General features: G+C 51.3%; 23 protein-coding genes and 1 other annotated feature. Of the genes, 22 read left to right on the forward strand and 1 reads right to left on the reverse strand.

Annotated elements, in window-relative coordinates:
• Window positions 1–62: 62 nt before the first annotated feature.
• Genes radA through pssA form a run of 3 tightly spaced genes read left to right on the forward strand, consistent with a single transcriptional unit; the run spans window position 63 to window position 3,304 of the window.
• On the forward strand, window positions 63–1,430 hold the full coding sequence (gene radA, locus RB297_RS30075; RefSeq protein WP_009594669.1) for a DNA repair protein RadA: 1,368 nt from the start codon (window positions 63–65) through the stop codon (window positions 1,428–1,430).
• A gap of 13 nt (window positions 1,431–1,443) precedes the next feature.
• On the forward strand, window positions 1,444–2,520 hold the full coding sequence (gene disA, locus RB297_RS30080) for a DNA integrity scanning diadenylate cyclase DisA (protein WP_009594677.1): 1,077 nt from the start codon (window positions 1,444–1,446) through the stop codon (window positions 2,518–2,520).
• A 49-nt stretch (window positions 2,521–2,569) separates the two neighbouring features.
• Window positions 2,570–3,304, forward strand: coding sequence for a CDP-diacylglycerol--serine O-phosphatidyltransferase (gene pssA, locus RB297_RS30085; protein WP_228468840.1), 735 nt, complete (start codon window positions 2,570–2,572; stop codon window positions 3,302–3,304).
• Between the two features lie 127 nt (window positions 3,305–3,431).
• Here pssA and RB297_RS30090 read toward each other — a convergent pair whose 3' ends face one another.
• Window positions 3,432–3,827 (reverse strand): nucleoside triphosphate pyrophosphohydrolase family protein, encoded by a 396-nt coding sequence (locus tag RB297_RS30090; protein ID WP_009594665.1) that lies wholly within the window; start codon window positions 3,825–3,827, stop codon window positions 3,432–3,434.
• A gap of 280 nt (window positions 3,828–4,107) precedes the next feature.
• Here RB297_RS30090 and RB297_RS30095 point away from each other — a divergent pair, with 280 nt between their 5' ends.
• From RB297_RS30095 to rpoB, 19 genes are all read left to right on the forward strand, one after another.
• Complete coding sequence (locus tag RB297_RS30095) at window positions 4,108–5,196, forward strand: PIN/TRAM domain-containing protein (RefSeq protein WP_015737636.1); 1,089 nt, start codon at window positions 4,108–4,110, stop codon at window positions 5,194–5,196.
• Between the two features lie 76 nt (window positions 5,197–5,272).
• Window positions 5,273–5,968, forward strand: a complete 696-nt coding sequence (gene ispD / locus RB297_RS30100) for a 2-C-methyl-D-erythritol 4-phosphate cytidylyltransferase (RefSeq protein ID WP_375122060.1) — start codon at window positions 5,273–5,275, stop codon at window positions 5,966–5,968.
• A complete protein-coding gene (gene ispF / locus RB297_RS30105; protein WP_009591976.1) occupies window positions 5,965–6,453 on the forward strand; it encodes a 2-C-methyl-D-erythritol 2,4-cyclodiphosphate synthase in 489 nt (162 codons plus the stop codon). The genes ispD and ispF overlap by 4 nt, the downstream gene beginning before the upstream one ends.
• 68 nt (window positions 6,454–6,521) lie before the next feature.
• Window positions 6,522–7,985, forward strand: coding sequence for a glutamate--tRNA ligase (gltX, locus tag RB297_RS30110; protein WP_192570476.1), 1,464 nt, complete (start codon window positions 6,522–6,524; stop codon window positions 7,983–7,985).
• Between the two features lie 689 nt (window positions 7,986–8,674).
• Window positions 8,675–9,364, forward strand: a complete 690-nt coding sequence (cysE, locus tag RB297_RS30115) for a serine O-acetyltransferase (RefSeq protein ID WP_375122061.1) — start codon at window positions 8,675–8,677, stop codon at window positions 9,362–9,364.
• A gap of 154 nt (window positions 9,365–9,518) precedes the next feature.
• Entirely contained in the window at window positions 9,519–10,925 is a 1,407-nt protein-coding gene (cysS, locus tag RB297_RS30120) for a cysteine--tRNA ligase (protein ID WP_096777177.1), read from the forward strand.
• A complete protein-coding gene (locus RB297_RS30125; RefSeq protein ID WP_009591968.1) occupies window positions 10,922–11,365 on the forward strand; it encodes a Mini-ribonuclease 3 in 444 nt (147 codons plus the stop codon). Before cysS ends, RB297_RS30125 begins: the two co-directional genes overlap by 4 nt.
• A gap of 92 nt (window positions 11,366–11,457) precedes the next feature.
• On the forward strand, window positions 11,458–12,210 hold the full coding sequence (gene rlmB, locus RB297_RS30130; protein ID WP_096777192.1) for a 23S rRNA (guanosine(2251)-2'-O)-methyltransferase RlmB: 753 nt from the start codon (window positions 11,458–11,460) through the stop codon (window positions 12,208–12,210).
• Window positions 12,211–12,215: 5 nt separating this feature from the next.
• Entirely contained in the window at window positions 12,216–12,734 is a 519-nt protein-coding gene (locus RB297_RS30135) for an NYN domain-containing protein (RefSeq protein ID WP_036662755.1), read from the forward strand.
• 205 nt (window positions 12,735–12,939) lie between these two features.
• Complete coding sequence (gene sigH / locus RB297_RS30140) at window positions 12,940–13,584, forward strand: RNA polymerase sporulation sigma factor SigH (protein ID WP_006212942.1); 645 nt, start codon at window positions 12,940–12,942, stop codon at window positions 13,582–13,584.
• Window positions 13,585–14,145: 561 nt separating this feature from the next.
• Window positions 14,146–14,295 (forward strand): 50S ribosomal protein L33, encoded by a 150-nt coding sequence (rpmG, locus tag RB297_RS30145; protein ID WP_006212941.1) that lies wholly within the window; start codon window positions 14,146–14,148, stop codon window positions 14,293–14,295.
• Between the two features lie 24 nt (window positions 14,296–14,319).
• Window positions 14,320–14,511 (forward strand): preprotein translocase subunit SecE, encoded by a 192-nt coding sequence (gene secE, locus RB297_RS30150; protein ID WP_006212940.1) that lies wholly within the window; start codon window positions 14,320–14,322, stop codon window positions 14,509–14,511.
• A gap of 21 nt (window positions 14,512–14,532) precedes the next feature.
• Window positions 14,533–15,066, forward strand: a complete 534-nt coding sequence (gene nusG, locus RB297_RS30155; protein ID WP_006212939.1) for a transcription termination/antitermination protein NusG — start codon at window positions 14,533–14,535, stop codon at window positions 15,064–15,066.
• Window positions 15,067–15,138: 72 nt separating this feature from the next.
• The gene (gene rplK / locus RB297_RS30160; RefSeq protein WP_006212938.1) at window positions 15,139–15,564 is read left to right on the forward strand and encodes a 50S ribosomal protein L11; all 426 of its coding nucleotides are present in this window, start codon (window positions 15,139–15,141) and stop codon (window positions 15,562–15,564) included.
• 80 nt (window positions 15,565–15,644) lie between these two features.
• Window positions 15,645–16,337 carry a 50S ribosomal protein L1 gene (gene rplA, locus RB297_RS30165; protein ID WP_009591966.1) on the forward strand — a complete coding sequence of 231 codons (693 nt, stop codon included), beginning with the start codon at window positions 15,645–15,647 and terminating at the stop codon, window positions 16,335–16,337.
• 69 nt (window positions 16,338–16,406) lie between these two features.
• Window positions 16,407–16,565 (forward strand) — a sequence feature (ribosomal protein L10 leader region).
• A 58-nt stretch (window positions 16,566–16,623) separates the two neighbouring features.
• Window positions 16,624–17,127 (forward strand): 50S ribosomal protein L10, encoded by a 504-nt coding sequence (gene rplJ, locus RB297_RS30170; RefSeq protein WP_009591975.1) that lies wholly within the window; start codon window positions 16,624–16,626, stop codon window positions 17,125–17,127.
• A gap of 68 nt (window positions 17,128–17,195) precedes the next feature.
• Entirely contained in the window at window positions 17,196–17,558 is a 363-nt protein-coding gene (rplL, locus tag RB297_RS30175) for a 50S ribosomal protein L7/L12 (RefSeq protein WP_009591984.1), read from the forward strand.
• A gap of 184 nt (window positions 17,559–17,742) precedes the next feature.
• Window positions 17,743–18,348: a class I SAM-dependent methyltransferase gene (locus RB297_RS30180; protein ID WP_213581000.1), complete on the forward strand. Its 606-nt coding sequence runs from the start codon at window positions 17,743–17,745 to the stop codon at window positions 18,346–18,348.
• A gap of 348 nt (window positions 18,349–18,696) precedes the next feature.
• Window positions 18,697–22,242 carry a DNA-directed RNA polymerase subunit beta gene (gene rpoB / locus RB297_RS30185; RefSeq protein WP_036662748.1) on the forward strand — a complete coding sequence of 1,182 codons (3,546 nt, stop codon included), beginning with the start codon at window positions 18,697–18,699 and terminating at the stop codon, window positions 22,240–22,242.
• The last annotated feature ends 91 nt before the right edge of the window (window positions 22,243–22,333 follow it).

The raw sequence follows: 22,333 nt of genomic DNA on the forward strand, positions 1-22,333 counted from the left end.
TGCCTGATTTTGCAGGGTTTTACGGAATCCGACAAATGATGCGCGACATAAAGGAGACTCACATGGCAAAAACTAAGACGAAATTTTTCTGTACCGAATGCGGCTATGAAGCGCCCAAATGGTTCGGAAAATGTCCGGGCTGCCAATCATGGAATTCCATGGTAGAGGAGACCGAGACGGTAATCAAGACCCAGGGGATGAATTCCCCTCTTTTTCATAGTAAAGAAAAACCCCTTTCGATCATAAATATAGAAAGCGGTAAAGAACCCAGAATCCAGACGGGCATTGCGGAATTGAACCGGGTGCTCGGGGGCGGGCTGGTCCCGGGCTCGCTCGTGCTAGTCGGCGGCGATCCCGGCATCGGGAAATCCACGCTCCTGCTTCAAGCCTCCAACCGACTGGCCCAGAACGGCATTCGCGTTCTGTACATTTCCGGTGAGGAATCCGTGCGCCAGACCAAACTGCGCGCTGACCGGCTCGGGGCGCTGTCCCCGGAGCTGTTTGTCCTCTGCGAAACCAATCTGGAATCGATCGAGGAAGCCATTGAGAACGTACAGCCTGGCTTCGTTGTCATCGACTCCATTCAGACGGTGTACTTGCCTGAGGTAACCAGCGCGCCGGGCAGCGTATCCCAGGTTCGGGAATGCACGGCCCGCTTTATGCGGCTGGCGAAGGTGAAAGGCATCGCGACCGTCCTTGTCGGACATGTGACAAAAGAAGGCGCCATTGCAGGTCCAAGGATGCTGGAGCACATGGTGGATTGTGTGCTTTATTTTGAAGGAGAGCGTCATCATACTTACCGCTTGCTTCGCGCGGTGAAGAATCGTTTCGGTTCGACGAATGAGATTGGCATTTTTGAGATGGGTGAGGATGGGCTTCGGGAAGTCGGGAATCCATCGGAGCTCTTTTTATCCGAACGGCCTTTGGGCGTAGCGGGTTCGACCGTAGTTGCAAGCATGGAGGGTACGCGCCCGGTTCTGGTAGAGCTGCAGGCGCTCATCTCCACGACGCACTTCCCGTCACCGCGCCGGATGGGCACAGGGGTGGACCATCACCGCATGAACCTGATCATTGCCGTGCTGGAGAAACGGATGGGGATGTACCTGCAAACCCAAGACGCCTACCTGAACGTAGCGGGCGGCGTGAAGCTCGATGAACCTGCGGTGGATCTGGCCATTGCGGTCAGCATCGCATCCAGCTTCCGCGACATACCGACCAAGCCGTACGACGTTATTTTTGGCGAGGTGGGGCTGACCGGCGAGGTTCGCGCCGTTTCAAGAGCGGAGCAGAGGGTAAGAGAAGCCGAGAAGCTGGGTTTTAAGCGCGTTCTCATGCCGGAGAAGAGTTTGAAGGGATGGAAGCATCCGAAAGGAATACAAATTATCGGAGTCAACACCGTTGCAGATGCATTAGCGGTTGCGTTAGATTAGGGGGCATACGAAGGTGAAAGAAACGAGCCAACTGGACAAAATGAATGATTTGCTGAAGCTGGTAGCACCGGGAACGCCGTTTCGCGACGGACTGGAGAACGTGCTGCGGGCGAAGACGGGCGCCCTGATCGTTGTAGGCTACAGCCCGGAGGTAATGGAAGTTGTCGACGGCGGCTTCTCCATTAACTGCGATTTTTCGCCAAACTATTTATACGAGCTCGCTAAGATGGACGGCGCCATCATCTTGAGTGAAGACTTAAAACGAATCTTATATGCAAATACCCAGCTGATCCCGGATTCCTCGATCTCTTCCATCGAGACAGGGATACGGCACAGAACGGCGGAGCGGGTGGCGAAGCAGACCGGCAAGCTGGTGGTGTCCATCTCGCAGCGCCGTAACATTATTACGCTGTACCAAGGCTCGCTGCGGTATGCATTGAAGGAAATCGGCGTCATCTTAACCAAGGCGAATCAGGCCATACAGACGCTGGAGCGATACCGCGTGGTGCTTAACCAATCGCTGACCAACCTCTCGGCATCCGAATTCGAAGAGCTGGTCACCATCCCGGAAGTCGTGAACGTCATACAGCGGGTCGAGATGGTGCTCCGCATCAAGAAGGAGATCAAGCGCTATATCAACGAGCTCGGCAACGAAGGCCGACTGATCAGCATGCAGATGGATGAGCTTGTGAGCAATATGGAGGAGGAGGCTTGGCTGCTGTATGCAGACTATGCCCGGGAGTACAGCGAGGAGAAGATCCGCGAGATCATTCTCGCGCTCAAGCGTTCAACGGATGAGGAGCTGCTGGACATTCACCATATCGTACGGCTTCTTGGATACCCGGCTTCCGCCGCTGCTTCGGAGGAAGAAATACTGCCGCGCGGTTACCGGATTTTGAACAAAATCCCGCGCCTTCCGAATGTGATCATCCGCAACCTGGTGGACCAGTTCCATGACTTATCCAGCATTATGACCGCTTCCATCCATGAGCTGGATGAAGTAGACGGGATCGGCGAGGTTCGGGCACGCACCATCAAAGAAGGCTTGAAACGCTTGCAGGAACAAGTATTCATTGACAGACAAATCTAAAAGCCCTACAATCGATGTTCGAACGTACATGAACGAGGTGAATATAAAAATGACGAAATCAATTCCGAACATGTTTACTTTAGGTAATCTGTTTCTCGGAATGATTGGTATCATCTTGGCGACGGAAGGTCGAACGAGTATGGCTGCCATTATGATTATCATTGCCATGCTCCTTGACGGACTGGATGGTCGGGTAGCTCGGGCCTTGAATGCCCAAAGCGAATTCGGCAAGGAACTTGACTCCTTGTCCGATGTGATTTCATTTGGCGTAGCACCGGCACTTATTATGTATACCGTAGCGTTTACGGATATTAATACCGCATTGGCTTGGACAGTGACCGCCATATTTCCGATGTGCGGCGCACTGCGGCTTGCAAGATTCAATGTTCGTCCGGGCATCCCGGGATATTTTATCGGCCTGCCGATCCCCGCAGCGGGAGGCGTGCTCGCCACCCTGGCGTTGTTCCATGAAGAGATTACAGCACCTTATATGATTTTTGCCGTACTATTGCTTTCTTACCTCATGGTTAGCTCAGTCAAGTACCCGAATTTCAAAAAGATCGGCATTCCGAAAACAGCGATTAAATTTACGCCTTTGGTCATCATTGGCGCCGTGATGGTAGCCGTGTTCTTTCCGGAGCAGACCTCCATGCTGATCTTCGTGCCTTTGGTGTTGTATGCTGGTTACGGCTTGAAGCAGAATTTCCGCAGGCTTAACCGTAAAAACCGTCGCAAAAAAGATGACCGCAATTCCGATGAAGCCTATCAGTCTTCGGACCGGTAAACGGATGCAAGGACATATATCCAAATAAAAAGCATTTATTTCCCTGCGAGGAGCAGCGAGATAAATGCTTTTTTTGTATGCATGGAGCACCTTGCCGTTAAGGTCCGTTTCGGTATGTAAGCGGCTTTTACGACAGGTTGAAGAGACCCAATGTGGAGCATTTCTGCGACTCCTTGACAACAACCTCATCCAGTTGAATGTCCAGAAGATTCGCAAGGGCAGACATATAAAATAGGTTGCGGCCAAGCTCGGTGCTTACCGCTTCGCGGCAATTCTCGCACAGATGGCCTTCGACGTGCGTGCCTGCCAATTCCCGGGCTGATTCGAGATCAGCGCCGATATCGAAGGTTTGCTTCGTGGCGTGGAGCTCGATGCATCCGCATTCTGTGATGGCCTTGGTGACGGCCCGGTTGACTGAAGCATTGCTTTGACCATTTTTAGACAGAACATCCAAGAGACTGCGGTGACGGAGCAACAATTCGGAAACTTGGTCCTGAAAAGCCTGTAAACTAGGAGCGCTCATTTATACATCCACCTCGATATTATGAATTGAGTTCATTATATTCCACTACTTCAGCCGATTTCAACCAGTTTCAGGCGTGTAAAGGCGGTCAATTCCAGTTGTGAGGTCGATGTCAGTACACGTCAAAGCCTGATGGGTGTAGGTAAAAACAGGCAGGTCATCCCATCCGGAAACTTTATAAGAAAAACTTCAATCGGCACGATTACGACTTTGTAAATTGGACCATACTGGAAATAGAAGCCAAGATTATCAGGTATAAAAAGGAGGTGTGCGGAAGCTCATGTTAAAAAAAGCTATCTTAGCATTTACGGTATTATGCGGAGCATGGGGCGGGTATACGTTATATCATACAATGGAACGGTCTTTCTCAGGGCTCTCGCCTATGTTTGGACAAGGAATATTTGCAGCGGGAAGCGGGGCCTTCGCGGTGCTTGGAGGATTATTGTTTGGCATGATCGGCGTGCTGTCGGCGGATCGGGTAACGAGATGGCTGCACAGCCTGATCTCTTCGTTCTCCCGGATCCCGATGAATGAGCTGGCCGCGGGAACGGCGGGATTGTTGAGCGGTTTGCTGCTGTCTTTATTGCTCTCACCGGGGCTATCCTTGCTCGGACAAGCAGGGCAGCTGCTGCAGGTCGGCATCACCCTGCTCGGCGGCTACATCGGTTTACGCATTGGATTGGAGAAGAAGGATGAACTGGCTTCCCTATGGATGTCGGGGAAGTGGAGCCAAACCGCCGAGCCGGAAGGCCGGCGCGTGGAGGAACATAAAATTCTGGATACAAGCGTTATTATTGATGGCAGGATCGCAGATATTTGCAAAACCGGATTTATTGAAGGAACGATTGTCATTCCCGAATTCGTCCTGGAGGAGCTTCAGCATATTGCGGACTCCTCGGATCTTCTGAAGCGAAATCGCGGCCGGCGCGGGCTTGATATCTTGAACAAAATCCAGAAGGAACTGGATGTAAAGGTGCTTATCTACGAAGGCGACTTTGAGGAGATATCCGAAGTGGACAGCAAGCTGGTGAAACTCGCCAAAGTGCTTCAAGGCAAAGTGGTCACGAATGATTTCAACTTGAACAAGGTTTGCGAGCTGCAAGGCGTGTCGGTGTTGAACATTAACGACCTGGCCAACGCGGTGAAGCCTGTGGTTCTGCCAGGGGAAGAAATTCTGGTGCAGATAATCAAGGACGGCAAAGAGCATGGTCAGGGCGTCGCATATCTGGATGACGGCACGATGATCGTAGTGGAGGGCGGACGCGAGTATATCGGCACAATGATGGAGGTGCTGGTTACCAGCGTACTGCAAACCTCGGCGGGCCGGATGATCTTCGCGAAACCAAAACTGTTGGAAAAAGCCCAGTAAAGGGGTATGATGGGGATATACATATCCGGTATTCGTCCTTTTGTGGCGTTTGGGTGAGACAGGAGTTTGGTGTGTGATGAGTAACTTCGGCGCCGTCATCGTAGCGGCGGGAAAAGGAACGAGGATGGGCACCCGGGAGAGCAAGCAGTACTTGGTTCTGGACGGTAAGCCCATTATCGTTCATACGCTTGAAGCATTCAGCCGGATACCATGGCTGCAGGAAATTGTGCTTGTAACGGGGATGGATGATGTTTCTCGCTGCCAGTCCTGGGTGCAGGAATACGGTTTGGATAAGGTGTCTGCCGTAATCCCGGGCGGAAGCGAGAGACAACAGTCCGTATATCAAGGCATCAAGCAAATCTCTTCAGAATGGGTAATGATACATGACGGCGTAAGGCCGTTCGTAACGCAAGAGGAAATTGAAGCCTGCCGCGATGCGGCGATCCGCGAAGGCGCCTCGGTACTCGGGGTTCCCGTGAAGGATACGATTAAGCAGGTGAACGGTAAGGGGCTGATTACAGGTACCCCGGACCGTCAAAGTCTGTGGGCCGTCCAGACCCCACAGGCTTTTCGTCTTTCCGACCTGCTGTCCGCGCATGAAGCTGCGGCGAAGGAGGGATTTGCCGGCACCGACGACGCCATGCTGATGGAGCGGGCAGGGCATCCGGTCACCGTGGTGGAGGGGAAATACAGCAACATCAAAATCACCACGCCGGAGGATCTGGAATATGCGGCTTTTTTACAGAAACGTAAGGGAGAGGACATGGAATGATTCGAGTAGGACAAGGGTTTGACGTACATCAGCTCGTAGAAGGAAGGCCGTGCATCATCGGAGGGGTCACGATTCCGCATGACAAAGGTCTGCTCGGGCACTCCGACGCCGACGTGCTGCTGCACGCCGTGACGGACGCGATCCTGGGGGCGCTGGGGCTTGGCGACATCGGACGCCATTTTCCCGATAACGATCCTGCCTTTAAAGACGCCGACAGCCTGAAGCTTTTGGAACAGGTATGGGTCATGGCGAAGGAACGCGGGTATAGACTTGGTAATATCGATTCCACGATTATTGCCCAGAAGCCGAAGATGGCGCCATACATTCCGCAAATGGCGGAAGTGATCGCCAAAGCGCTGGATGCCGAGGTGGATCAGGTGAACGTGAAGGCGACCACCACCGAGCAGCTCGGGTTTACCGGCAGGGGCGAAGGAATCGCCGCGCAGTCGGTTGTCTGCCTTGTAAAAGGTGTGCTATCATCTTGAAGTATGCGTTCAAAAAGGGAGTTTTTGAACTGGGAAACTTTGTAGAATAGGGAAGCGGAGGGGTTACAATGACCGGAGAAGTCCGCGTGCGCTATGCACCGAGTCCAACGGGACATTTACATATCGGCAATGCCAGAACGGCATTATTCAATTATTTATTCGCCCGCAAGAACAACGGGAAATTCATTATCCGCATCGAGGATACGGATGTGAAACGCAACGTGGAAGGCGGCGAGCAGAGCCAGCTGAAGTACTTGAAGTGGCTGGGCATGGATTGGGACGAGAGCGTGGATGTCGGGGGCGAGTACGGACCTTATCGCCAGACCGAGCGTCTTGATATTTATAAACAATATTGGCAGGACCTTCTGGATCGCGGGCTTGCTTACCGCTGCTACTGCACGGAGGAAGAGCTGGAGCAGGAGCGGGAAGAGCAGATGGCTCGGGGCGAAACGCCGCGCTATTCCGGGAAGCATCGCGATTTGACCGAAGAGCAGCGCCAGGCGCTTGAGGCCGAAGGCCGCGTGGCGAGCATCCGCTTCCGCGTGCCGGAAGACCGCGTCTACACGTTCGACGATATGGTGAAGGGCACGATTTCGTTTAACAGCAAAGAGACGGGCGACTTCGTCATCGTCAAAAAAGACGGCATTCCTACCTACAATTTCGCGGTAGCTTTGGATGATCATCTCATGAAGATCAGCCATGTGCTGCGCGGGGAGGATCATATCTCCAATACGCCGCGTCAGCTGATGATCTATGAAGCCTTCGGGTGGGAGCCCCCTCAGTTCGGGCATATGACCCTGATCGTGGGCGAGGATCACAAGAAGCTGAGCAAGCGCAACGAATCGATCATCCAGTTCATCGAGCAGTATGACCAGCTTGGTTATTTGCCTGAAGCGCTGTTCAACTTCATCTCGCTGCTGGGCTGGTCTCCGGAAGGGGAAGAGGAAGTGTTCTCCCAAGAGCAGCTGATCTCGATCTTCGATGAGCATCGCTTGTCCAAGAGCCCGGCGGTATTCGACACGAACAAGCTGGCTCATATGAACAACACGTACATTAAGAACGCGGATCCGGACCGGATCGCGGATTTGGCCATTCCGCATTTGCAGAAAGCCAGCCGTTTGCCGTCCAAGCTTACGGCCGAGCAGGAGGAATGGGCACGCGCGCTCGTGGCGCTCTATCAGGAGCAGATGACGGCGGCTTCGGATATCGTGGATCTGTCGGAAGTATTCTTCCGCACGCACCTGGAGCTGGATGCCGAGGGGATCGAAGTGATGGGCGGCGAGCAGGTGCCTGCCGTACTGTCCGCATTCCTGGCGAAGATCGAACAGTCCGATGAGTTTAACGCGCAGAAGATCGCCGCCATGATCAAGGAAGTCCAGAAGGAGACCGGGTTTAAGGGCAAACAGCTCTTCATGCCGATCCGCGTAGCCCTGACGGGACAAACCCATGGCCGCGACTTGAACCAGACGATCTGGCTGCTTGGCAGGGACCGCGTGCTTGACCGTTTGCGTTCCCAGATCAAGGGCGCATAACTCGGGCGGCATCCGCAATAAACGTTCCTTGTCAGCCCGTATATCATCAGTTATAATTACACCAAACTAGAAGTGAAATATTCTTTGATCTTAGGGTTTTATTAAATGGTGCATTTACTCATACAGGGAAGTAGCGGAGAGGACGGAATTGTGCTGGAGAAGCGAAGCGTTCGCCTTAGCCTTCCGATTTCAACCTAATTAATATCGTTAAAGAAATCGGAGGGCAACAGCGATCGGAAGCACAATCCGTCAGCGCAGCGTCTCTAGTGAGCCACGCGGTCATTTATTAAGTCTGGATCAACAACTATAAACGTTTAAAAAGCTACGATCAGGAGAAGTACGCGTAAAACAGGCACGTTCCAGAGAGGACAATCGGCAGAAGACAAGAACCACTTGAATCTGCCGGCTGAGAGTTGTCCCGTCGCCTGCAGCGGAAATGCACCTGTGAGCTGCATGGTTGAAGCGAACGCAATCGTTAGATCATGCCGGTCGTCTGCCGTTAATGACATGAAGAGAATCGGTAGAATCCGTCCCTGACGAAGGGAGGAGTCTTGTGCCGGTTCGAAGCAGAGTGGAACCGCGGTCTAGCGCCTCTGCAGCGATAAGCTGCAGGGGCGTTTTTTATTACAGGAATAACGATGGATAGCAAGTTGCATGCGCGATTGGAAGAGGGGAAAGAGGGAGCGTTCATGTTTAAACAGATGAAATCGGATATTCGGACAGTGTTCGAGAATGACCCGGCCGCCCGGGGACTTTTTGAAGTGGTATTCACCTACTCGGGACTTCACGCCCTGTGGGCGCACCGGGTGGCTCATGCATTATTTAAGCGGCGGTGGTATACGCTGGCACGGATCATATCTCAGATCAGCCGGTTCATGACAGGCATCGAGATTCATCCGGGCGCCCGTATCGGGAGTCGGCTGTTCATCGACCATGGCATGGGGGTTGTCATTGGAGAGACCTGCGAGATCGGAGACGACGTGGTGATCTACCAGGGGGTGACCCTTGGCGGAACCGGTAAGGAAAAAGGCAAGCGGCATCCGACCATCGGCAACAACGTGGTCATCGGATCCGGAGCGAAAGTGCTAGGTTCTTTTACGATTGGGGATAACTGTAACATCGGATCCAACGCGGTCGTATTAAGGCCCGTACCCCCGAACAGCACCGTTGTCGGCAATCCCGGCAAAGTCGTGAAACAGAACGGGGAGCGGGTGCGCGACCGGCTGGATCACACGAACCTGCCCGATCCGATTGTCGATACGCTCCGTTCGATGCAGAAGGAGATCGATCAGCTCCGGGCGGAGCTGGATGAGAGCAAGGGAAGCCGGCATCAAGCGGTGGTTTCCGAGGCTGTCGTGTCTTCGGCCAAGGAAGAATAGAAGAACTCCCATAACCTTGGATGCCTTGGACGATGCATAGCCTGACTTCATATAGCGATTTCGATACATCATCTTCAACATGAATCAATGCGTTACGCAGGCTTTGAAGTAAAAGACAATAAGCGATGGAACGAAAGGATTGAGATGATACAATATGGCACTGCAAATCTATAACACGCTAACCCGCATGAAAGAAACGTTTGTTGCCCAGGAACCCGGAAAGGTAAAGATCTACGTATGCGGTCCTACCGTGTACGACTATATCCATATCGGCAATGCCCGCCCGATGATTTTTTTCGACGTGGTTCGGGCGTACTTCGAGAATCAGGGCAACGACGTGAATTACGTGGTGAACTTCACGGACGTGGATGACAAAATGATTCGGAAAGCGGAGCAAACCGGGACGACCGTTCCGGAGGTTGCGGAGAAGTTCATCAGCGCCTATTACGAGGATTTGGACGGTCTCGGCATACCCAGAGCGACATTGAATCCGCGGGTAACGGACAATATGGAGAGCATCATCGAATTCATCCAGGAGCTCATTGATCGCGACTTTGCTTATGAGAACGGCGGAGACGTATTCTACCGGACCCGCAAGTTCGACGACTACGGCAAGCTGTCCCAGCAGAACCTCGATGAGCTGCAGTTCGGGATCCGGATCGAAGTGGATAAACGAAAGGAAAATCCGGAGGACTTCGTGCTGTGGAAAGCCGCGAAACCGGGAGAGATCTACTGGAGCAGTCCATGGGGCGACGGCCGCCCGGGCTGGCATATCGAGTGCTCCGCCATGGCTCGCCGCTATCTCGGGGATACCTTGGATATCCACGGCGGCGGCCAGGATCTGCAGTTCCCGCACCATGAATGCGAAGTGGCGCAGTCCGAGGCATTGACGGGCAAACCGCTCGCGAACTATTGGATGCATAATGGATATATCCGCATCAACAACGAGAAAATGTCGAAATCGCTGGGCAACGGCGTATTGGTTAAGGAACTTCGCGAACAATATACGAAAGAAGCCGTGCGCTATTTCATGTTGTCCACCCACTACCGCAACCCGCTGAATTACAGCGACGAGGTGATGGAACAGGCACAGAACAGCGTGGAACGCCTCGCGAATGCGGCGGCAAACGTCGAACATCGATTGGGCACGGCGATCGGCTCCAAGGACGATCAAGTCAGCCAGGACGTAGCCGACAAAATATCGGCCGTGCTTGTCGAATTTCACGAGAAAATGCAGGACGATTTCAACACGCCGGACGCCATCACCGCGATGTTCCAATGGGCCAGCGAGGCGAATCAGCTGCTGAAGGAAGCATCGATTCCTGCCGCGGATCTGCATGAAGTGCTGCGTGCTTTCAACGAAATGAACGGCGTGCTCCGCATCGTGAACACAGGTATGGATGAATTGCTGGATGAGGAAATTGAAGCGCTGATTGCCGAACGTGTCGAAGCCCGCAAGAATAAAAACTGGGCCCGAGCGGACGAAATCCGCGACAAGCTGGCGGACGAAGGCATCGTGCTGGAGGATACGGCGCAGGGCATGCGCTGGCGGCGTAAATGAGCGGGGATAAGCATCAGGATCCTGCAGTAGGCTGGTTTGATTTTCCGCCGTCGAAGCCGGCCCGTTTAATCCCGCCCATCGTGCTCGCTTATATCGGGGATGCCATTTATGAGGTGGCGGTGAGGCAGTTTCTGATATCACGGGCCAATCTCCGTCCCCATCACTTGCACCGTTCGGCCACGAGCTTCGTTTCGGCGAAGGCGCAGAGCCGGATATTGGCTTTTCTGGATCCGGAGCTGACGGAAGAAGAGCGCGATGTGGTGCGTCAGGGGCGCAATGCCAAATCAGGCAGCATACCGAAGAATGCCGACGTGCTGGAATATCGGCATGCAACGGCATTCGAGACGCTGGTTGGGTATTTATATTATGCGGGAGAGCAGGACCGTCTCCGTGAACTCATCGGAAAGAGCATCGAGTTTATCGAGGGGTCCGTTAAATAAACCGTGTGGCAATATAGGCATCAACATGAAACGATACAGCCGGTTTTTCCCAAGCGAGGGGGACGCCGGCTGATATGCAGGAGGAGACCTACATGATGCAAGAAGAGGAAGTAGTAGCCGGTAAGCATTCCGTCACGGAAGCGCTCAAATCCGGACGCACGATCAATAAAATATGGATTGCCGAAAACGCGCAAAAGCATCTGACCCTGCCGATCATCGCGGAAGCGAAGAAGCTGGGCATCGTCGTTCAGCATGTGGACAAACGGAAGCTGGATCAGATGGTTCCGGGAGTCCAGCATCAAGGCGTGGTTGCCCAGGCGGCACCCTACGCTTATGTGGAAGTGGACGATTTGCTGAAGGCGGCGGAGGAAAAAGGCGAGCCGCCTTTCCTGCTGCTTCTGGACGAGATCGAGGATCCGCATAATCTGGGATCGATTCTCCGAACGGCCGACTGCACGGGCGCTCACGGCGTCATATTGCCTAAGCGCAGATCCGCGCAGATAACGGCAACGGTATCCAAAACATCGGCCGGCGCGGTGGAGTATGTGCCTGTAGCCAGAGTGACCAATCTGGGCCAAACCATCGATCAGCTGAAGGAAATGGGCGTGTGGGTTGTCGGAACCGTGGTCGATGCCGTTCAGGAATTGTATGATACCGAGGTTTTCGACGGGCCGGTCGCCATCGTTATCGGCAATGAGAATAAAGGGATGGGGCGTCTGATCCGCGAGAAATGCGATGTGCTTGTGAAACTGCCGATGGCCGGAAAAATCAATTCGCTTAACGCCTCGGTTGCCGCAGGCGTCGTCATGTACGAAGTGCTTCGCCGTCGCCGCCTGCAAGGTTAGCGATGATGGCTGATTGGCGGGATGTGCTGCTGGTCGACGGTTATAACATGATCGGCGGCTGGCCGCATCTTGCGAAGCTTGCCAACAGCAGCATGCACGAAGCGCGAGACTTGCTGCTTGAGAAATTAGCGGATTACCAAGCGTATTCAGGCCTCAGAGTCGTGGTGATTTTTGACGCGTACCGGGTCCCCGGCTTGGGGAAATCCTACACGCAAGGCAAGGTGCAGGTGTTTTTTACGAAAGAGAAGGAAACCGCCGATGAGTGCATTGAGCGGCTTGTCGGCGAGTTTAGCCATCGACGGCGTAAAATTTATGTGGCGACCAGCGATTTAATCGAGCAGCACGTCATTTTTGCTAGAGGAGCACTCCGGCTGTCCGCCCGGGAATTGCTGAGCGAGGTCGAGCAGAGCGAGCGGGAAGTGAAGCAGAAGATTACGAAAGAGCATACCAAGAGCAGAAATACGCTTGACGGGAAGCTGCCGCCGGATGTGAGACAGGCGTTCGAGCGCTGGCGAAGAGAGTAACACAGTTTTACACCATGAGGGACGAAAGGTCGGCTCATTTGGAAAATGAAACAATATATGAATCTACGAAATAGTTTACATTAAATGTTATTATCGGTCTATTTTAGGTAGAACGTGGTTGACGGTCTAGTAGACATCATATATACTTGTCATATATTTCAAGCGAGTGACGGGCTACCGTGCGTTCCGGGCCGGAGGGATTCTATTGAGTGTGGACCTCAAGGAAGTCATGTTGTCAGGGTATGATGTGATAAGCGATGAAGACATTGTCGAGGCGGTCCGCGAGGGTGACAGCGGGGCGCTGGAGTATTTGATCAATAAGTACCGGAATTTTGTACGTGCTAAAGCCCGTTCCTATTTTCTGATTGGCGCCGACCGGGAGGATATCGTCCAGGAAGGCATGATCGGGCTGTACAAGGCAATTCGTGATTTTAAAGGGGATAAGCTGTCCTCGTTCAAGGCCTTTGCCGAGCTCTGCATTACCAGGCAGATCATTACGGCGATCAAGACCGCTACGAGACAGAAGCATATTCCGCTCAATTCGTATGTCTCTTTGGACAAGCCGATTTATGACGAGGATTCGGACCGTACGCTGCTGGATGTCATTTGTGGTACAGCGGTAAGCGATCCGGAGGAACTGATCATCAATCAAGAGGAGTTTGTCGGCCTGGAAGACAAGATGTCAGAGATCTTAAGCGATCTGGAACGGAAAGTCTTGATGCTTTATTTGGACGGTCGTTCCTATCAAGAAATCGCGGTAGATTTGAGGCGTCACGTGAAATCGATTGACAATGCCCTTCAGCGGGTAAAGCGAAAGCTTGAGCGTTATCTGGAGGTCAGGGATAATTAAAGCAAATGTCGGACAAGAAGCAGAAGGCTCAATCAGAGCCTTTTTTTAATTGGAGCATCGTATTTCGGGATGGCCGGTGAAGGATCTTTGCATGCTTTACCGCCATGATCTTTTGACGGCAGACGTGATAGGAAGCAATTCAGAGATGTCCATTTTCGCATTATGTGTAATATTTGGTGTTTCATCTGTTGGAAGATTGAACATACTGGATATAGGCTAAATGCTATGCAAGATGGACAAAGACTGTGAAACGCCACAGTTTTTTACAGCGGAAGGTGTACGATAAGCCGGGGACTTATTCCCTGGTTTAGCTGGCAATGGCATTTATTGCAGCCCGCAATCAGAGAGAAAAAGGCTTGAAATGGCGCTACCCTTGTGATAAAGTGTTTTAGGTAGGCCTAAATTCGCGTGTTTTATGAATGGATCGTTGTTACAGCTTTTGGAACAACGGTTTTATTCATCTCGCAGAAATAACCGGTTTTCGATGAGAATAAGGTTGTTTCTACTAGGATCAATATCGATTCTTCTGACAAAGAAGGACGTCTTCGGGAGGTGCACATCATGCGGGTAATTATCACTTTGGCTTGTACAAGCTGCAAACAAAGAAACTACACAACCACCAAAAACAAGCGAAATCACCCCGACCGCATGGAGATGAAGAAATTTTGCAAGTTCTGTAACGAGCAAACTCCTCATCGCGAAACCAGATAGTTTTCTTTTGGAGGTGTAGTCGGCGTGAAACGTGGTTTCAAGTCTCTGTTTTCCTTTTTCTCTGAAAGCTGGGCGGAACTTAAAAAAGTTCGCTGGCCCAATCGTAAAGAACTGACGAACTATACTCTCATTGTTCTCGGCACCATTGTGTTTGTCACGATTTATTTTTGGGTTGTAGACATCGGTATTTCCGCTGTGATCGAAGCGATAATTTAGAAGGGTCCCAGGTGGCTTGATATGGAAAAAAGATGGTACGTAGTTCATACCTATTCTGGGTATGAGAATAAAGTCAAAGCCAATTTGGAAAAACGTGTCGAGTCCATGGGCATGGAGGACAAAATATTCCGCGTTCTTGTTCCGATGGAAGAAGAAATCGTAAACAAAGACGGCAAGAAAAAAACCGTCATGCGTAAAGTTTACCCGGGATATGTCTTGGTCGAAATGATTCAGACCGATGATTCTTGGTATGTTGTCCGCAATACGCCAGGAGTGACCGGTTTTGTTGGTTCGACAGGGTCCGGTTCTAAACCGACGCCTTTGCTTCCGGAAGAAGTGGAACAGATTCTGAAGCATATGGGCATGGAAGAGCCGAAACCGAAGATCGAATTCGACATCAAGGAATCCGTTCGTATCAAGGTTGGTCCTTTTGCGAATTTTGTGGGCTCCGTGGAAGAGATTTTGGCTGAAAAGAGCAAGTTGAAAGTTCACGTCAACATGTTTGGACGGGAAACCCCGCTGGAGTTGGATTATACTCAAGTGGAGAAGATCTGATTCTTCAGGTTTCTTGTGGGAGGGCGTAAATACGCGTCCGTCTACCACTATTGATGCAAGGAGGTGTCAACCATGGCTAAAAAAGTTATCAAGATTGTGAAACTGCAAATTCCTGCAGGTAAAGCGAACCCGGCTCCTCCAGTAGGTCCTGCATTGGGTCAAGCGGGTGTCAACATCATGGCATTCTGTAAAGAATTCAACGCACGTACTGCTGATCAAGCTGGTCTGATCATTCCGGTTGAAATTTCGGTGTTTGAAGATCGTTCCTTTACGTTCATCACGAAAACTCCACCGGCTGCTGTTCTGCTTCGCGTGGCTGCTAAGATCGAAAAAGGATCCGGCGAGCCTAACAAGAAGAAAGTGGCTACTGTTAAGCGTGACGCTGTTCGTCAAATCGCTGAGCAAAAAATGCCTGACCTGAACGCTGCATCCGTTGAAGCTGCAATGAAGATGGTAGAAGGTACTGCCCGTAGTATGGGTATCACAATCGAAGACTAATCGTCTTTCGGTTGAAACCGGACGAGGTCCGGATTATGTGGGAGGAATTTCCGCTAACACCACAAAGGAGGAAAACAAACATGGCTAAACACGGTAAGAAATACGTTGAAGCTGCCAAGCTGATTGACAGCGAAGCAACTTATGAGCCTTTGGAAGCTGTAGAGCTTGTGAAGAAGGCTGCAACTGCCAAATTCGACGAAACTGTTGAAGCGGCTGTACGTTTGGGCGTAGACCCGCGTAAACAAGACCAGGCTGTTCGTGGTGTTGTTGTCTTGCCTCACGGCACAGGTAAAACACAACGCGTTCTGGTATTTGCAAAAGGTGAAAAAGCGAAAGAGGCTGAAGCGGCTGGCGCTGATTTTGTTGGCGATCAGGACATGATCAACAAAATCCAACAAGGCTGGTTCGAGTTCGATGTCTGCGTAGCTACACCTGATATGATGAGTGAAGTCGGTAAACTTGGCCGTCTGCTCGGTGGTAAAGGCCTGATGCCTAACCCTAAAGCTGGTACGGTTACATTCGATGTTGCCAAGGCTGTTCAAGAAATCAAAGCCGGTAAAATCGAGTACCGTCTGGACAAAGCAGGTCAAATTCACGCGCCAATCGGCAAAGTGTCTTTCGATGCAGCTCAATTGAATGAGAACCTCAAAGCTCTCATCGATGCATTGAATCGTGCGAAGCCAGCTGCCGCTAAAGGTGTATACCTGAAAGGCATCGCTGTTTCCTCGACGATGGGACCAAGCGCTCGCGTGAACACAACCGTTTACAGATAATATTACCATTGACTTTAGTCAATGAGGTTTGATATTATGTAACAGTTGTGAGTCTTCGAGACTGACCCTTAAAGTTGAATATGCTTACCGTAGACAGTAGGTGCCCTAAGCAGGCTTAATTTCCTACCGAGGTGTTATGATAGAACGTCAACAATTTGTCCGGTTGTACCGGCCAAATGATGATTCATCAGGCCTTCGTGATTCTACGGAGGCTTTTTTAGTGCCCGTAGGAAGAGCGGAGAGCTTGGTGCTCTTACGCTACTAATACAACCAGGAGGTGTAATCATTGGCAAACGCAAAAGTGATTCAAGCGAAACAAGAAGCGGTTGATGTCGTTGCTGCTAAGCTGCGCGAGAGCGTATCTACAGTAGTTGCTGACTATCGCGGACTGAACGTTGCGCAAGTAACTGAACTTCGTAAGCAGCTTCGTGAAGCTGGCGTCGAGTTCCAAGTACTGAAAAACACGCTGCTTCGCCGTGCAACTGCGGCAGCAGAGCTGACTGATCTGGACGAAGTCCTGACTGGTCCTACAGCTGTTGCTTTTGGTACCAATGACGCTGTCGCTCCAGCAAAAATCCTCAATGATTTTGCTAAGAAAAACGACGCGTTGAAATTGAAAGGCGGCGTAGTTGAAGGCCGTGTAATCGGAGAGAGCGAAATCAAAGCTCTGGCAGAACTTCCGTCCCGCGAAGGTCTCCTCTCCATGCTCCTCAGCGTGCTTCAAGCTCCAGTGCGCAACTTCGCGCTTGCAGTTAAAGCCGTTGCTGAGAAGGAAGAACAAGGCGCATAAGCCTTGTCTTGCTGAAGCTGTGTAACAACAACTATCAAATCTTAATAATAAATGGAGGTTCAACTTAAATGAGCAAAGAGCAAATCTTGGAAGCAATTAAAGGTATGTCTGTTCTGGAACTGAACGATCTCGTAAAAGCAATCGAAGAAGAATTTGGTGTAACTGCTGCAGCTCCAGTAGCTGTTGTAGGTGGCGCTGGTGCAGCTGCTGAAGCAGAGCAATCCGAATTCGACGTAATCCTGACTAGCGCAGGCGCGTCCAAAATCAACGTAATCAAAGTGGTTCGCGAAATCACAGGTCTTGGCTTGAAAGAAGCAAAAGAACTGGTTGACAACGCTCCAAAACCATTGAAAGAAAAAGTAGCTAAAGAAGAAGCTGAAGCTGTTAAAGCTAAATTGGAAGAAGCAGGCGCATCCGTAGAAGTGAAGTAATTACTTCTCTAGATGAATGTCAGCAAGAAGCAAACCCCTTGAATATTTGTTCAAGGGGTTTGTTATTGTGGCGGGGAGTTCAACGCGTACTGATTCTCCGCAGGAAAGGTTATACTGGAATAATGGAGCGCTTAAGGCCGATATGCCTTAGACGGGCAGAATTTGATTCAAGACGGAGGAAATGATGCCGAATCAACATTATTACTCAAACCAGCCGGAGATTGCTCATGATCGTAAGGAGCTAAAGACGGAACTTCGAGGGCAGTCATTTAGTTTGGTCAGCGACGCTGGCGTATTCTCCAAGGGCGGCGTGGATTATGGCAGCAAGGTGTTGATAGACGCCATGGATTTCGGGCAGGATGCCCAAGTGCTGGATGTAGGGTGCGGGTACGGCCCGATCGGTCTAACGGCGGCAAGAATGGCCACACAAGGCCATGTGACGATGATCGACATCAATAGCCGGGCTGTCGAATTGGCCAAAGAGAATGCGAAGCGCAACGGTATAAACAACGTTACGATCTTAGAAAGCGACTTGTTTGAGGCGGTGAAGGATCAGCAATTTGATGTGGTTCTGACCAATCCGCCGATTCGTGCGGGAAAAGAAACAGTGCATGCCATATTCGAGGAATCATGGAAACATCTGCGCGAGAATGGACAGTTGTGGGTTGTGATTCAGAAGAAGCAGGGTGCGCCTTCGGCCAAAGCGAAGCTGGAGAGTTTATTTGAACGGGTTGAGGAAGTAACGAAGGATAAAGGGTACCGAATATTCAAAGCGACGAAATCTTCTTAAAATAGTTCGACTAGGCTGTTGACTTGGGTATGCTGGTATGGTATTATTATAAAATGTCAGTATTAGGATGGTCTCTTTGTCTTTAGTTGGCTGAAATGTCAAGACTTATTATGCGGAAATACGCATAAAGTCGGTCATATTGACGTATAATATGTACATTTTGGGCAAATCTACAGGATATGAGATGATTATCATAACCATGGATAAGCTGCTCTTTTTTCGAAAAGGTATTCGATAAGGGCTTTTCTCTATTTATGGGAGTGTCCTCTGTATGTTCCATTATAGTGTTACAAACAGAGGTTCGCAATGAAATTTTTAAAGTGAGTAGACATGAGGGGTGAGTTTAAGTTGGCAGGACATCTTGTTCAATATGGTCGACGCACTCGGCGAAGTTATGCTCGTATTAACGAGGTACTCGAAGTTCCGAACCTGATTGAAATCCAACAAAAATCTTATGAATGGTTTTTGGAGGAAGGACTCCGCGAAATGTTCCAGGACATCTCGCCGATCCAGGATTTCACGGGCAATTTGGTGCTAGAGTTCATTGACTACAGCCTTGGAGAACCGAAATACACCGTCGATGACGCGAAAGAACGCGACGTTACTTATGCGGCGCCGCTCCGCGTGAAAGTCCGGCTCATTAACAAGGAGACCGGAGAGGTCAAGGAGCAGGAAGTGTTCATGGGAGACTTCCCGTTAATGACGGAAACCGGAACATTCATTATCAATGGTGCCGAACGGGTTATTGTCAGCCAGTTGGTTCGCTCTCCCAGCGTCTATTTCAGCACGAAAGTGGATAAAAACGGTAAGACGACGTACACTGCAACAGTTATCCCTAACCGCGGCGCTTGGCTGGAACTGGAGATGGACGCGAAGGACATTATTTATGTCCGGATCGACCGCACCCGTAAAATCCCTGTAACGGTGCTTTTACGTGCGCTTGGTTTTGGCACGGATGCCGAGATTTTGGATCTTCTGGGCAATGATGAATATATTCAAAATACGCTGGATAAAGACAACACGGACTCCACGGAAAAAGCGCTCATTGAAATCTATGAACGCCTTCGCCCGGGCGAGCCGCCAACACTGGAGAATGCGAAGAGCCTTCTCGTTGCCCGTTTCTTCGATCCGAAGCGTTATGATCTGGCTAACGTTGGTCGTTATAAGATCAACAAGAAGCTTCATATTAAGAACCGTCTCTTCAATCAACGTTTGGCAGAAAGTTTGATAGACATCGATACGGGTGAGATCGTTGCGGAAGCCGGTCAAACCGTAGACCGTCGTCTTTTGGACGAGATTATGCCTTACCTTGAGAAGAGCGTAGGCTTCAAGAATTATCATGTTGCCGGAGGCGTGATGGACAGCGAGGATATCCCGCTGCAAACGATCGACGTATTCTCTCCGATCGAGGACGGAAAAGTCGTGAAGGTCATCGCGAACGCAAACATCGATAAATCCGTGAAGCATATTACGCAGGCGGATATCATTTCCTCCATCAGCTACTTCATCAACCTGCTGCATGGAATCGGCAATACGGATGATATCGATCACCTGGGTAACCGTCGTCTGCGTTCTGTGGGCGAATTGCTCCAAAATCAGTTCCGTATCGGTTTGTCCCGGATGGAACGCGTTGTTCGCGAGAGAATGTCGATCCAGGATGCGAACGTGATAACGCCGCAGGCGCTCATCAACATCCGTCCGGTTATCGCATCGATCAAAGAGTTCTTCGGCAGCTCCCAGTTGTCCCAGTTCATGGATCAGACTAACCCGCTAGCGGAACTGACGCACAAACGTCGTCTGTCTGCACTCGGACCGGGCGGTTTGACGCGTGAGCGCGCGGGCTTTGAAGTGCGGGACGTTCACCACAGTCACTATGGCCGTATGTGTCCGATCGAGACGCCGGAGGGACCGAACATCGGTCTGATCAACTCCTTGTCGACGTTTGCGCGCATCAACGAGTATGGCTTCATCGAAGCTCCGTACCGTTGGGTGGATCCGAAGACCGGTAAAGTCACGGACCAAATCGATTACCTGACTGCAGACGAAGAGGATAACTACATCGTTGCCCAGGCAAACGCCGAGCTCAACGAAGACGGTACCTTCGCTGACGAAATGGTAATCGTCCGTTATAACAAGCAATCCGACAACATCCTTCCGATGCCGAGCGACCGTGTAGACTACATGGACGTATCGCCTAAGCAGGTCGTGTCGGTAGCGACGGCGCTCATTCCGTTCCTCGAGAACGATGACTCCAACCGCGCGCTGATGGGATCGAACATGCAGCGGCAGGCTGTTCCGCTTCTTATTCCTAAGGCTCCGCTCGTCGGAACCGGGATGGAGCATAAGTCTGCGAAAGACTCCGGTGTATGTATTGTATCCAAATACGACGGGATTATTGAACGTTCATCCGCCAACGAAATCTGGCTCCGCCGCGTGGAAAATATCGACGGACAAGAAGTCAAAGGCGATATTGTTAAATATAAATTACACAAATTTATGCGTTCGAACCAAGGAACATGCATCAATCAGCGTCCAATCGTCAAGCGCGGCGATGTGATCAAAAAAGGTGACATCCTGGCTGACGGACCATCCACCGAGATGGGCGAATTGGCGCTGGGCCGCAACGTCGTCGTTGCGTTCATGACTTGGGAAGGCTACAACTACGAGGATGCGATTCTTCTCTCCGAGAAGCTGGTCAAAGAGGATGTGTACACTTCGATCCATATCGAGGAGTACGAATCCGAGGCTCGTGACACGAAGCTCGGTCCGGAGGAAATCACGCGCGATATTCCTAACGTAGGGGAAGAAGCGCTCAAGAACCTTGACGAGCGCGGAATCATCCGCATCGGTGCCGAAATCAGCGCTGGCGACATTCTCGTTGGTAAGGTAACGCCTAAGGGCGTAACCGAGCTGACGGCAGAGGAGCGTCTCTTGCATGCGATCTTCGGTGAGAAGGCTCGCGAAGTGCGCGATACCTCGCTGCGCGTTCCTCACGGTAGTGACGGAATCATCGTGGACGTGAAGGTGTTTACGCGTGAGAACGGCGACGAATTGCCGCCGGGCGTCAACCAATTGGTTCGCGTCTACATCGCACAGAAACGTAAAATCTCCGAAGGCGACAAAATGGCCGGACGTCACGGTAACAAAGGTGTCGTTGCCCGTATTTTGCCTGAAGAAGACATGCCGTTCCTGCCGGATGGCACGCCGGTTCAAGTTGTGTTGAATCCTCTGGGGGTTCCATCACGGATGAACATCGGTCAGGTGCTTGAGGTTCACTTGGGTATGGCTGCGCTCCAGCTCGGCATTCACGTGGCTTCACCGGTATTCGACGGTGCAAGCGAGTATGACGTGTTTGATACGATGGAAGAAGCAGGCATGCAGCGCAATGGTAAAACCGTGTTGTACGACGGACGGACGGGCGAACGTTTTGAACGTGAAGTTACCGTCGGCGTCATGCACATGATCAAGCTCGCGCACATGGTTGACGATAAAATTCACGCCCGTTCCACGGGACCATACTCCCTCGTTACGCAACAGCCGCTGGGTGGTAAAGCCCAGTTCGGCGGACAGCGCTTCGGTGAGATGGAAGTATGGGCGCTTGAAGCTTACGGTGCTGCCTATACGCTGCAAGAAATTCTTACCGTCAAGTCCGATGACGTGGTCGGCCGGGTGAAAACCTACGAATCGATCGTCAAAGGCGAGAACGTTCCGGAACCGGGTGTTCCTGAATCGTTCAAGGTATTGATTAAAGAGCTTCAGTCTCTCGGTATGGACGTTAAAATCCTGAGCGAGAACGAAGAGGAAATCGAGATGAAAGAACTCGATGACGAAGACGATGCTCAAGGTGATAAACTGAGCCTTAACTTGGAAGGCGCTGAAGTCGGAGTGGAATAACGGTCAATCATTCACCCCCGTCGGCTGATTAGTCGGCGGTGGTGTTATGGTCGTACAGCACATAAATAGGACTAGGTTGAGGAGGGTTGCT

This window comes from Paenibacillus sp. CR_12, assembly GCF_041953985.1.
Classification (GTDB): Bacteria; Bacillota; Bacilli; order Paenibacillales; family Paenibacillaceae; genus Paenibacillus_AQ; species Paenibacillus_AQ lautus_A.